The sequence below is a fragment of the uncultured Lutibacter sp. genome, from assembly GCF_947495725.1.
Classification (GTDB): Bacteria; Bacteroidota; Bacteroidia; order Flavobacteriales; family Flavobacteriaceae; genus Lutibacter.
Genome location: NZ_CANLZZ010000004.1, coordinates 417,048 through 429,932 on the forward strand (window position 1 = coordinate 417,048; position 12,885 = coordinate 429,932).

A 12,885-nucleotide genomic window follows, 5' to 3' on the forward strand; every position below is an offset into this window, starting at 1 on the left:
TTTTTTTTAAAATTGAATTTTAACTCCTAAAGTGTATGTTCTTGGGTTAGGATAAGAACCTACATCCAATCCAGTTCCTACATCAGCACCATTTGTGGTTCCAGATGAATAAGGATTTGCTCTTGTTGAAACCTCTGGGTCATAACCTTTATAATCTGTAATAAGTAGCAGATTTTGTCCACTTGCATAAAACTCAAGTCTATCAACACCTCTAATTAACTCAGTAAAAGTGTAACCTAATTTAACATTATTTAATCTAATATATGATCCATCTTCAACCCATCTAGTTGAGTTTAATAGATTAACATGACCTATTCTTGGTATTTCAGTTTCATTTGTTGGTGTCCATGCATTTAATCTTTCTAGCGACACACTATTTCTAACTGTAGCAGTACCTCCATCAAGTAATCCTCGTGTCATGTTGTATACATCAAAACCACTTGCCCCATTAATAAATACATTTAACGTGAAATTTTTATAGGTAAAAGTTTGATTTAATCCCCAAGTTGTAGATGGTAACCCATTTCCAATTGGCCCAAGAACTAATTCTCCATCAGAGTCTCTTAAAAATTTCGGATCACCAGGGACACGTCCAAAAGCATCAGCAGCGGCCGCTTCACTAGTTTTCCATGTACCTAAAAAAGTATAACCTAAAAATGTTCCTAAAGGCTCTCCTACTTTAATAATATCAGTTCTTTCTTGCGTTCCACCAATAATTTGGCTGTTTCCTTGAACTTGATCAAGTCCATCATACAGTTCGGTAACCTCATTGCTTAATGAAGAAAGATTAAATGTTGCATCCCAAGTAAAGTCATCATTATTAATGATATCTGCAGAAATTGAGAAATCTAAACCTTTGTTCTCTACCCTCCCAACATTTTCAAATTGACTATAGAGAGTTCCTGTTACAGTTCTTCTTAAAAGAAGGTCTTCAGTCTCTTTCTTATAATAGTCGATAGCACCTCTAATTTTCCCATTAAGGAAACCATAATCTAACCCTACATTAAGCTGTGTTGTTGTTTCCCATTTTAAGTCTGGGTTACCTATTTGAGTTAATGTTTGTCCTGTAACTGGAGATTGTCCATCAAAAGAATACAACCCAGCATCATTAGTTAGTGTAATACCTGCTTGAGCATTTATATTCTCATTTCCTACTTGACCCCAACCAGCCCTGAACTTTAGGTTTGACAATACGTCACTATCTTCTACAAATGAAGAATTGTTAAAACTATATGCTGCAGCTACTGAAGGGAAAGTACCAGTTCTATTTCCTTTTTTGAATTTAGATGATTCATCAACTCTTATAGATCCTGTAAGGTAAAATGAATTATCAAAATTGTATTGAACACGCGCTAAGTAAGATTGTATTGAAGATTCTGAACCACTATTTGCAAAAAACTCACTTGCACTATTATCTGTATGATAAAATCCAGGTACATTAACGTCATTTGCATTATAACTATTTGTTGTACTTCTAGCTCCTTGAAATTCATAAACACCTGTTACATCTATATTGTGCTTATCAAAAGACTCTTTCCAATTCAATACGTTACTTACCTGATGCGTGGTTTGTCTGAAATTTCTAAAACCTGCACTGTTAAAATCGGATCCAACTCCTAAGGAAGGATCTCTAGCCCATTTTAAAGATTCTGTATTGGCATTATTTCGTGTACCACTTGCAATAAGTGAATATGACAAGTTATCATTAATAGCATAACTAGCATTTATTGTAACATTTAAACGATCACTAACTAATTCGTTTACACTTTGTGATAATTCAAACATAGGATTCCACCCATTATTTGCATATTCTCCACGATAAATCCAATCTCCATTAGCATCTTGAGGAGCTACAGTAGGATCCCAGGTTAATGCCTTCAACAAAAATCCACCATTCCAGTTAAAAGCATCCTGATCATTTAAAGTATAATCTCTACTTCCATATAAATTAACATTAACATTCAATTTATCATTTATTTCAGCTCCTAAGTTAGCTCTAAATGCCCCTCTTTTGTAGCCAGTATTAATTATTGTTCCTTCTTGATCTATATAATTACCAGACACAAAATAATTTAACTTAACATCACCACCGCTAATAGATAATTGTGTATTCGAAACAATACCAGTTTGCGTAGTTAAATCCTCCCAATCATTTGGGTTTGCTCTTAAAGCTTCTATTTCCGCAGCCGTGAAAGATCCCGGAGTTTCTAAATTGATAGCCTCAGCAAATTGAGAAGATGATAATCTATCAATACTTTTTGCCAAAGAAGAGATAGTTACAAACTGATCAACGCTAATTTTAGCATCACCACCACGTCCTTTTTTAGTAGTAACTAAAATAACACCATTCGATGCTCTTGATCCATAAATCGCTAAAGCAGAAGCATCTTTTAATATTTCCATAGACGCAATATCATTAGGGTTTATGGTCCTAAGATCTCCTCCAAAAACACCATCAACTACAACTAAAGGGTTGTTGTCCCCTGTTATAGAGTTAACCCCTCTAATTCTTACTTTAATAGGAGAACCAGGTTGTCCACTCCCAGCAACAGTAACACCAGAAGCTCTCCCCTTTAAGGCATCCTCTACTCTAGTCATAGGTTGGTCTTCAAAAGATTTTGCTGAAACTTGTGAAACGGCACCGGCAAGATCACTCTTTTTAGCAGTACCATAACCAATTACTACAACTTCATCCAATGATGCCACATCTGGTTCTAGTTGAATATTTACATTTAAGTTATTTCCAACAGTTACTGATTTTGTTTTGTAACCTACAAAAGAAAATACTAATACATCACCTTGAGAGGCCGAAATACTGTAATTACCATCAAAATCAGATGTGACCCCTACATTTGATCCTTGTTTAAGAATGTTTGCTCCTGGAACACCTTGATTGGTTTCATCTGTAATCTTTCCTGTCACAGTTTGCTGAGCGTAAATTTGCTGCACACTCATTAATGCTAAAAAAACTCCAAAAACGGAAAATTTCTTTAGAATTCGTGTAAAATGTTTTGTCATAATTAAGTTTGAATTTAGTTAATAATAAAAGTGTCTGCTTAATAATAAGGTAATTTGTTTTTCAATTTGATAAAGAATCCTCAAAAAATTTTAAGATTAAGTATCTAATTCAGAATTACAAATAAATTAAAAGTTCGATATGCAATATAAGAGACATCTAAAAGAATTGTTAAAAAAATACCTAGACAAATCCTAGACATGGATATTTTATATCTAGACAAATTATGCACAAAATAACGAAAAGCACACCTAAACACATAAAGCAGTGGACTTTATAAAGATTATAGCATTTCAACTGAATAGAAATTCATATATGAATTTAGCTAAAAAAAAATAACAAAATTAACATACTCCTATACAAAAACAGCTTATATTTAAATAAAAAGGAAACATAACCGCATAAAAAAACTAATTTATTCTTTTTAAATATTATAATTTGGTTGAACTCCTCCTTCATTATTAGATTCATAAGCGGCTTCAACAATTGCCATTGAATGCACAACATCTTCTACACTTGTTGGCAGTTCATCAGTAGAACCTTCAACAAAACGCATTAACGAAGCCATTGTTCCAACAAAAGCATCTGGGAACCAAGAACCTTCTAATTCTACCTCAACCCATTTTGGATCTTTTCCTTCTTCAACAATACAATATTGGAACAAGTCTGGTTTACCGTTTGGATAATCTAACAACAATCCAATTCTTGCTTTAATTGCTCCTTTTGTTCCTTCCCATTTCACAAAACTTTCTTGGTTTTTCTCTCCAAAATTATGATCGTGGTTGGTATTGATAATCGCTCTCATACTATCACTATAATCCATAATAGTTGTTGTACGTGTAGAGGACATAGGTTTTGCAGGATGCTTCAATGTTTTAGAATACACTTTTCCTGGATTTCCTAAAAACGAACGAATTAAATCTATATAATGAATACTATGTTGTTGAATTTCTAAACGTGGATGATTTACCACATTCGGAAAATACTCCCAAGGTGTGTATAAACACAAACGGACTTCAAAATCGTACAATTCACCTATTAATCCTTGTTCAATTAAATACTTTGCAGCCATTACATAAGGTGCATAACGCATTTGGCAGTTAATTGCGGCTTTTAGTTTTTTTCTTCTGCAAACTTCTAAAATAGCCAATGTCTGCTCATAATCATCTCCCATTGGTTTTTGAATTAAAACCGCAGCTTCATCTGGCAACAATTCTAACGTTGCTACAAACTGATTTGGCATTAGTGTTAAATCAAAAACTGCATTTTCTGGCGCTGCAGCAACCATTTCTTCAACATTATTATACACATTTGGAATGTTAAATGATGCTGCTAAATCTTCTGCTCTCTTTTTTGTTCTGTTAGTAATTCCTTCAACCACAAAACCAGCATTTTTATACGCTGGTAAATGTGCATCACGAACAATTCCTCCTGCTCCAATAATATAAATTGGACGTTTTTCTTTTGGTAATTCTGGTTTATATTTTAATTCCATCATTATATATTTTCGATACGATTTACTTCTTGTTGTGCTTTATCTAAAATTGTTTTAATGTCTTCGGAAGTATTTATAACTTCTAAAACCAACTGATCTATAACATCAGCAATTTCAGACCAATTACTTTTTCTAGGAAGTGATCGTGTTTTTTTATGTAACTCTTCTAATTTATGATAATAAGGCACTTCTCGATTTACATCAGCATCGTGCCAAGTAGATTTTCTACAACCAATTGCGCCTTCTAAAGTTAACAATTTATCGTTCGCTTCATTTACAGCAAATTTAATAAAGTCATAGGCTAAATCTTTGTGCTCACTTCCAGTACCAATTACATACATCCAATAAGCATTTAATGAAGTTCCTTCACCAGTTGGACCTGCTGGTACATTTGCTATATCTACTTTTCCTTTTACTTTTGAATCTTCTAAAAATTCGCACATAGAAGCAAAACCAAACCAATTTACCATCATAGCTAAATTTCCATTAGCAAATGCTAAACCTGATTTTACTGAATCAAAATCTCGAGACTCTGGATGAATCGCATTGGTATTTTTCAAAGCTTTTCTGTAGAATTCCATTCCTTCTATAGCAGCTTCAGAGTTTAATTTAATGTTTTTGTTTTCATCAAATAACTCTCCATTTCTGGTCCATAATTGTAAACAGAAATCGAATACTGTATTGTGTCCATCAGGAAAAGCAGCGAATGTTGTACCGTATAAATTTTCTTCTGGTCTATTGAAAAATTCAGCAATTTCCATTAAATCATCCCAAGTTTTTGGAATTTCTAATTCTTTTCCAAATTGCTTCCTAAAATTCTCTCTTTCAGAAGTTGATTCAAATAAATCTTTTCTATAAATTAAACATTCTGGACCATCGTGAAATGGTAATCCTACTGTTTTACCTTCAAACTCTTGTTTGTATAATAACGATCTAGACCATCCATTTGGAAAATCTTGAGGTGCATCTTTTACTATATAAGAAGTTAAATCTTCTACAGAATTAGTTGCATTAGCTTCAGCAATCCAGTCTGTATTTATTAAAGAAACATCCCAAGTTCCATTTTTTAATCCTTCTTCTTTTAAAATAGTATCATACAAAGGATGCAAATCAAGAGGAATAGCTTCCAACTCTAATTTACAACCAGTTTTTTCACAGAAAAGCTTCCATATTTTGTCTATTGAAGATTCAAAAGCATCAAATTTACGAACTGCTATTCTAAACTTGTTTGAACTCATTAGCTTTCAATTAACTCTTTTACAATTGAATTTGTATGCTCTCCTAATATTGGAGAACCTAATGTTGAAGTTAAGTATTCTCCATCTATTTTAATTGGACAACGAGTAGTTTCGTATTCAAAACCATCACCCATTGTTACCTTCTGAATCATATCCAATACCTTAAATCCATCTTGAGCAAATAACGTATCCCAATCCATAATATTTGCACACCAAATATCTGCAGGTTCTAAAATAGACAGCCATTTTTCAGTGGTATCTGTAGCTAAATGGTCTGCCAATGCTTTTTTAATTGCATCTCTTTCAGTAAACCAACTTGCAGGCTCTGGATAGTTTGTTAATTCATTACAACCTAACAATTCACCTAAAAAAGGAATTGCTCCCATTGCCAATGCTAAATACCCATTTTGAGTTTTGTAAACACCATACGGCGCTCCTAAATAAGCGTGTGCACTATTCGATTTTGGACGAACAGTTGGTGCTCCACCATCGTGGTAAAAAGTTGTTATTGATTCAAATTGGAAATCTAATATAGACTCCAACATACTTACCGAAACTTTGCTTCCTTCACCAGTTTTAGCCTTTTTTAATAACGCAGCTAAAATACCTTGCACCAAATGTGCTCCAGATAAAATATCTACAACGGCCAAACCAACAGGTGTTGGTCCGCTTCCATCAATACCATTTAACCAAGTTAAACCGGATAATGATTGTACTAATAAATCTTGTCCTGGTTTTGATTTCCAAGGTCCTTCAGAACCATATCCTGAAATATCTCCGTAAACAATACTTGGATTTATTTTTTTGATAGTATCATAATCAAACCCTAAACGTTCAATAACTCCGGGTCTAAAATTATGAATTAACACATCTGCCTTTTCAACTAATTTTAAAACTCGTTGTTTATCTATTTCGTTTTTTAAATCGGCTTGAAAACTTTCTTTATTTCTATTAATTGCTCTAAAAACTGAAGATTCTCCGTTTAAAATAACATTTGAAACATATAACTGACGACAAATATCTCCAGTTTCTGGTCGTTCAACTTTTATTACTCTTGCTCCTAAATCTGCCAATCTTAATGTTGCAGATGGTGCTGATAAAAACTGACTTAAATCTATAATTAATATATCTTCTAATGGTTTCATTTTACTATAGATTAAATTCTTTAATAATATCTTCTGTATGTTGACCTACTCTTGGAGCTGGTTTACTTGCAAACAATCTTTCATCATTTACTCTAATTGGACAACGAGTTGTGTGCACTTCTTCGCCAGAAAGTAATTGTAAACGCTGATCCATTTGAAGCACTTTGTACGCTTCGTGATCTAACAACTTTTTATAGTCGTAAACATCAGAACACCAAATTCCTGCAGGCTCTAATATTGCCAACCATTCATCCGTAGTTTTCTCAATAAGAAAAGAACGTAAAATATCCATAATCTCATCTCTTTTAGTAAACCAAGAATCAGAATCTGTATATACTGCTAAAGCATCACATTTTAAAACTTCGCCTAAGGTTAACAATGAGCCCATTGCTAAAGAAATATAACCATCTTTAGTTTTATAAACTCCGTAAGGAGCACCCAAATATGCGTGTGCATTACCTTGTTTTGCTCTTACTGGTTTTTGATTTCCATCATTCAAATATGTTGTAATTACTTCAAACTGAAAATCTAGTGTAGATTCTAACAAACTAACTTCAACCAACGAACCTTTATTTGTTTTTTCTCTTTTTAACAAACTAGCTAAAATACCGTGTGCCAAATGTGTTCCCGTAATAATATCAGAAAGTGCAGCACCAACTGGTACTGGATCTTCATCCCTATCACCTGATAAATTTGCAAAACCAGACATTGATTGTACTAATAAATCTTGTCCAGGCTTTTTAGCCCAAGGACCTTCAGTTCCATAACCTGTAACTGTGGCATACACCATTTTTGGATTTATTTCTTGAACAGTATTGTAGTCTAATCCTATTTTATCCATAACTCCCGGACGGAAATTATGCGTCATAACATCAGCTTGAGCAATTAACTTTTTAACACGTTCTAAATCTTCTGGATCTTTTAAATTGGCAGCATAAGAATCTTTATTTCTATTTGCAGTATGAAAAACCAAACTGCTACCATCCAAAAATAAATTCTTCAACGCAATTCCTCTTCCAGCTTCACCGCTACCTGGTCTTTCAATTTTTATAACTCTAGCTCCTAAATCTGCTAATTTTAATCCTGCGGAAGGACCAGCCATAAACTGTGCAAATTCTAAAACTAAAACACCTTCTAATGGTCGCATACTATTAAATGTCTAATGATTTTATATATAACTCGTTTAATTTTGAAAGCAACGCTTTTTCATCTCCACCATTCATCATATACTCTCTAATTGGTGCTCCAGCTCTATCTTGAAAATACATATGCCCGTTGTAACGAGGACGTAAAAATGACCTGTCCAAACCAGGTAATGTGTTTTTAAAGAAGTTCGCAGTTAAATTGTTTGTATGCTCATCTAACCAAGCTTTTCTGTGACCTGGTTGTCCTCCATTATCAAAAAATACAGTTTTCTGACATTCTTCAGAACCAACATACTCAACATATTTCATTACAGTTTCTAATTCTTTAGTTTCTGCTGAAACTGCTAAACCTGTTCCTCCTAATGTTGAAATTGCTCCTACTCCATTAATTTCTACCATATCGTGGAAATGCAATAATTTACGTGCATATCCATTTCTACTATAGTTTGTGTATCCGTATGCCCAAGGACAATATGCATATTTATCCGTTTGTGTCATAGCTTCATAGATTTTAATTGGGTTCCAATCAAAAATTTGAGGATCCATTTCTACAGCTAATTCACGTAACATTTTTAATGCTTGAATACCAATTTCTTCACTTACAACGTGCTCTTTTGAAGTACAAACTTCTTCGCCTAAATTACAACACATCATATAAAAATTCATTAATGTATCTTGTGGAATTCCGGGCATAATTACCAATCCTTTTTTAGCAAGTGCTAATAAATCATCGTACGTTTTAGGTAATTCTAAACCATTTTCTTCAAGAATATCAGGACGACTTGAAGCTACAGGAGTAGCCGCATCAACTGCCAACGCCCATTGATGTCCGTTTGAAGAATAACTCTCGTGAGAACGCCCCACAGAATTATCTGCTAAATCTTGCATAAATTCTGTAGGAAGATATTCATCAAGAGGTAAAATCACTTTTGTTTTTCCGGCAAAACCTGCCCATGGATGATCGATAATTAATAAATCATATCTTTTTGCTAATTCATTAATTGGTTCATCTGCAAATGCTTGCAACGATCTTTTTTCCCAAGTAATTTCAACATTAGGATTTAATTCTGAAAAACGCTGTGCAGTTGCAACCATTGATGTAAAACCTCTACTATGATTCCAAGTAATTCCTTTTAATTGTATTGTTTTTGTACTCATTTTTATTTCTTTCAATATTTTTTTAATGTCCTCCAATATTTCCTTCACCTAGCATAGTTCCGTATGCCATAACAACAAACGATGTTATTAAAACAACTAAAGCTAAAATTAAAATTGTATTCGTTTTTTTTGTCACCTGTGTCCATTCTTTCATTATAATACCAACTATATAGCTAAAGAATATTAACATAGACATATGAATTACCCAACTTGCAAAGCCGAAATCACCCATATTAGTATGCCCTATTCCATAAAAGAAAAACTGACCATACCATAATGCTCCAGTTAAAATAGACATTCCAACATTTAAGGAATAAGCGCTAACACCAATTCCTTTAACATCAACTAATTGCTTTAATGTTCCTCTTTTAAGACCAACAATTGTAAACCATATTAAGTTGGTTATAAAAGCTCCACCTGTTGATAATATTAACTTTGCATTACCCTGAAATTGTCCTGCTCCATTAGCGTCAGCTATTGCAGAAAGTGGCTCACCTACTTCAAGAGAAATACCAAACACCGCAGATAAAACACCCGCAATTAAGGTTAATGTTAATCCCTTTTTCATATTAAACGTTAATGGCTCGGCACCATTAACTTTTAACCCTTTTAAATCGTTCTCTTTTTTATAACCGGCTACACCGCAAATTACAATTCCAATAAGGGCAAAAAACATTCCTAAGAACACAATATTTCCTCCTGGTGCATCAAATTTTTCAACTAACTCACCATGCATTAACAAAGGAACAATTGTCCCTAAAATTGCAGATATCCCAATTGAAATAGTATAAGTTAATGAATAACCAATATGTCTAATTGCCAATCCAAAACACATACCTCCAAATCCATAAATAGACCCTAATAATGTTGCATTTATTAGAACCGAAGTATCAGCCTTTGCAAAAACATCCATTAAATTTGGTACGGTTAAAAACCCTATGATAAATGGAAAAATAAACCAAGCAAATGACGCTTGTAATAACCAATAGGTATCCCAAGACCATTTTTTTACTTTTTGAAGTGGTAAATAACAAGTTGATGCCGCAACACCTCCTACTGCATGAATTATAGTTCCCAATAACGGATTAGCCATATTAATTTATTTTAAATTTCATATGCAAAAATATATTTTATATATGAAATACGCAAGAAACTAATTTCTTTTATTAAATTTGTAATCTTAAACCTAAAAAATGGCTGAAAATAATCCAACTAAATATAATGCTCCAGCTCTTGATAAAGGGCTTGATATTATTGAATTACTTTCGCAAGAAGGCATTCCGTTATCGCAAGCTGAAATTGCACAAGGAATTAATAAAACTCCAAGTGAAATTTACAGAATGCTGGTTTGTCTTGAAGAAAGAGGTTACTTAATAAGAGGAGCAAATGCTGGAAAATATAGATTATCACTAAAAATGTATAGCTTATCTCACAGACATACACCTTTTGATGAATTAAAACGAGTTGCTTACTATCCTATGCAGGCTTTATCAGAAAAAATAAAAGAGTCATGTCATTTAAGTATAATCGACAATAATCAGCTACTTATAATTGGACAAATGAGAAGTCCAAGTGCAGTTTCCTTATCTATTGAAGAAGGAACTCATTTCCCATTATCCAAAACAACTTCGGGTAAAGTATTGCTTTCTATGTATTCGGACAAAAGAAGACTCGATATTTTATCAAGAGATGAGTTCTATACTACTTGGAGCAAAACAAAACAAACAGAATTATTAAATAATGTAGCCCAAGCACAAAAAGATGGTTACTTTTTTTCAAATAGTAAATTAACTAGTGGTGTTACAGATATTGCTGTGCCAATTGGTGAAAATGATTCAGAATTAAGTGCCGTTCTTGCAATATCTGTTTTTACTTCAAATTTAGAAGAACATAAAAATTTAGATAGTATTTTAAAACAACTTAAAAGTACACAGCAAGAAATTAATCAATTTATTTGCGGATAAACATTATTTGTAATCTAAGCCTAATTTAATACCGTAAACTAACTTTCAACTATAATATTGAGTAAATTAGACAAATGTTCAGTTATTGTCTAGAACAATTTAATACATAATTCATATTTAAATAATACTTTTACCTATAAATTAGATATAAAGTAATATGACTTCAAAAAACAGTTTTGTAATTAGAATTGCAATTATTGTAGCTTTAGGTGGATTTTTGTTAGGTTTTGATGCTTCCGTAATTTCTGGAGTTGTAAAATTTATTGAACCTGAATTTAATCTTTCAAAAATACAACTTGGTTGGGCAGTTAGCTCAATAACGCTAACCGCAGCCATTGGCATGTTAATTGCAGGACCAATGAGTGATAAATATGGAAGAAGAAAATTATTAAAATATGCAGCAGTATTATTTACTATCTCGGCAATTGGATCTGCTTTGGCAGGAACGTTCTTTTGGCTAATTATTTTTAGAATGATTGGCGGATTGGCAGTTGGAGCGGCCTTAATTATTGCGCCCATGTATATAGCAGAAGTTGCCCCTTCAGAAAAGAGAGGCTTCTTAGTTTCTTTCAACCAATTAAACATTGTAATTGGTATATCATTAGCTTTTTTTACAAATTACTTAATTCTTAAATGGGGAAATTCTAATGCAGATTGGGCATTAGCTTTAGGTCTTGGGAAATGGAATTGGAGATGGATGCTTGGGTTAGAAGCAATTCCAGCTATTTTATATTTTTTAGGTCTATTTATGGTTCCTAGAAGCCCAAGATGGTTAATGGTTCATAATAACAAGGTAGAGGCTTTTGAAGTAATGAAAAAAGTAGTTTCAGAAAAAGAAGCTACAATTCAATTAAAGGAAGTTGAACAAAGTATTTCTGATGATAAACATAAAGCAAAGTCAAAATTTAGCGATTTGTTTAAACCCAATATGCGAAAAGTGATTATTATAGGGTTGGTTGTTGGTGTTTTTCAACAAATAGTAGGTATTAATGCCGTTTTGTTTTACGCCCCTATGATTTTTGAACAAACCGGCATTGGCACAGATGCTTCCTTTATCCAAGCGGCATTAGTTGGTTTAACTAATTTAGGATTTACTGTAATTGCAATGCTCGCTATTGACAAATTCGGTAGAAAACCATTACTTATTATAGGTATGGCAGGAATTGCAGTTTGCTTATTTCTATTAAGTTATGGATTTAACGACGCAACCTATATGCTTTCCCAAGATGCTATAGTTAACTTACCAACAGAAATTGATAGAGATCAACTTGCCCAATTACAAGATAAAGTATTTGAAAATGATCTTGATTTTAAAGCTGCAATTGTAAATACGTTAGGTGAAGAAAGTGCAAAAACACATGAATCAACAATTGTAACTGCATCTGCCAAAATGAATACCCTATTAATTCTTATAGGAATAATTGGTTTCGTGGGTGCTTTTGCAATGTCTATTGGACCAGTAATGTGGGTGCTTTTTTCTGAATTATTTCCAAATAGAATTAGAGGAATTGCCATCTCATTTGTTGGCCTCGTAAATTTGGGTGTTGCTTTTCTTGTACAATTATTGTTCCCTTGGGAACTTTCTATTTTAGGTAACTCTATGACTTTCTTACTTTTTGGAATTTTTGCTGTAATTGGTTTTGCATTTATATGGTTTAAAGTTCCTGAAACCAAAGGAAAATCATTAGAAGAATTGGAAGAATTACTAATAAAATAAATTATTT

9 protein-coding genes are annotated in these 12,885 nt (G+C 32.9%); 2 read left to right on the forward strand and 7 right to left on the reverse strand.

The window, feature by feature from the left end; genetic code table 11:
• Positions 1-6: 6 nt before the first annotated feature.
• The 7 genes from Q0776_RS11475 to Q0776_RS11505 all read right to left on the reverse strand — a co-directional run bounded on the left by Q0776_RS11475 (position 7) and on the right by Q0776_RS11505 (position 10,290).
• Positions 7-3,018 (reverse strand): TonB-dependent receptor, encoded by a 3,012-nt coding sequence (locus tag Q0776_RS11475; RefSeq protein ID WP_298368282.1) that lies wholly within the window; start codon positions 3,016-3,018, stop codon positions 7-9.
• Positions 3,019-3,440: 422 nt separating this feature from the next.
• Positions 3,441-4,514 carry a Gfo/Idh/MocA family oxidoreductase gene (locus Q0776_RS11480; protein WP_298368284.1) on the reverse strand — a complete coding sequence of 358 codons (1,074 nt, stop codon included), beginning with the start codon at positions 4,512-4,514 and terminating at the stop codon, positions 3,441-3,443.
• Positions 4,514-5,749: a sugar ABC transporter substrate-binding protein gene (locus tag Q0776_RS11485; RefSeq protein WP_298368287.1), complete on the reverse strand. Its 1,236-nt coding sequence runs from the start codon at positions 5,747-5,749 to the stop codon at positions 4,514-4,516. Before Q0776_RS11485 ends, Q0776_RS11480 begins: the two co-directional genes overlap by 1 nt.
• Positions 5,749-6,894: a CaiB/BaiF CoA-transferase family protein gene (locus tag Q0776_RS11490; RefSeq protein WP_298368288.1), complete on the reverse strand. Its 1,146-nt coding sequence runs from the start codon at positions 6,892-6,894 to the stop codon at positions 5,749-5,751. The genes Q0776_RS11485 and Q0776_RS11490 overlap by 1 nt, the downstream gene beginning before the upstream one ends.
• A gap of 4 nt (positions 6,895-6,898) precedes the next feature.
• The gene (locus tag Q0776_RS11495) at positions 6,899-8,041 is read right to left on the reverse strand and encodes a CoA transferase (RefSeq protein ID WP_298368290.1); all 1,143 of its coding nucleotides are present in this window, start codon (positions 8,039-8,041) and stop codon (positions 6,899-6,901) included.
• 4 nt (positions 8,042-8,045) lie between these two features.
• Positions 8,046-9,197 carry an ABC transporter substrate-binding protein gene (locus tag Q0776_RS11500; protein WP_298368293.1) on the reverse strand — a complete coding sequence of 384 codons (1,152 nt, stop codon included), beginning with the start codon at positions 9,195-9,197 and terminating at the stop codon, positions 8,046-8,048.
• A 22-nt stretch (positions 9,198-9,219) separates the two neighbouring features.
• Positions 9,220-10,290 (reverse strand): L-rhamnose/proton symporter RhaT, encoded by a 1,071-nt coding sequence (locus Q0776_RS11505; protein ID WP_298368295.1) that lies wholly within the window; start codon positions 10,288-10,290, stop codon positions 9,220-9,222.
• A 100-nt stretch (positions 10,291-10,390) separates the two neighbouring features.
• Here Q0776_RS11505 and Q0776_RS11510 point away from each other — a divergent pair, with 100 nt between their 5' ends.
• Together Q0776_RS11510 and Q0776_RS11515 are read left to right on the forward strand one after the other, a co-directional pair.
• Positions 10,391-11,161 (forward strand): IclR family transcriptional regulator, encoded by a 771-nt coding sequence (locus tag Q0776_RS11510; protein ID WP_298368298.1) that lies wholly within the window; start codon positions 10,391-10,393, stop codon positions 11,159-11,161.
• Between the two features lie 157 nt (positions 11,162-11,318).
• Positions 11,319-12,878 (forward strand): sugar porter family MFS transporter, encoded by a 1,560-nt coding sequence (locus tag Q0776_RS11515; RefSeq protein ID WP_298368300.1) that lies wholly within the window; start codon positions 11,319-11,321, stop codon positions 12,876-12,878.
• Positions 12,879-12,885 lie beyond the last annotated feature (7 nt).

Excerpts from the sequence above, each read along its gene's own strand:
- Q0776_RS11505 (WP_298368295.1), bottom strand. The coding sequence starts at position 10,290 with ATGGCTAATCCGTTATTGGGAACTATAATTCATGCAGTAGGAGGTGTT.
- Q0776_RS11485 (WP_298368287.1), bottom strand. The coding sequence starts at position 5,749 with ATGAGTTCAAACAAGTTTAGAATAGCAGTTCGTAAATTTGATGCTTTT.
- Q0776_RS11495 (WP_298368290.1), bottom strand. The coding sequence starts at position 8,041 with ATGCGACCATTAGAAGGTGTTTTAGTTTTAGAATTTGCACAGTTTATG.
- Q0776_RS11490 (WP_298368288.1), bottom strand. The coding sequence starts at position 6,894 with ATGAAACCATTAGAAGATATATTAATTATAGATTTAAGTCAGTTTTTA.
- Q0776_RS11480 (WP_298368284.1), bottom strand. The coding sequence starts at position 4,514 with ATGATGGAATTAAAATATAAACCAGAATTACCAAAAGAAAAACGTCCA.
- Q0776_RS11500 (WP_298368293.1), bottom strand. The coding sequence starts at position 9,197 with ATGAGTACAAAAACAATACAATTAAAAGGAATTACTTGGAATCATAGT.
- Q0776_RS11475 (WP_298368282.1), bottom strand. The coding sequence starts at position 3,018 with ATGACAAAACATTTTACACGAATTCTAAAGAAATTTTCCGTTTTTGGA.
- Q0776_RS11510 (WP_298368298.1), top strand. The coding sequence starts at position 10,391 with ATGGCTGAAAATAATCCAACTAAATATAATGCTCCAGCTCTTGATAAA.
- Q0776_RS11515 (WP_298368300.1), top strand. The coding sequence starts at position 11,319 with ATGACTTCAAAAAACAGTTTTGTAATTAGAATTGCAATTATTGTAGCT.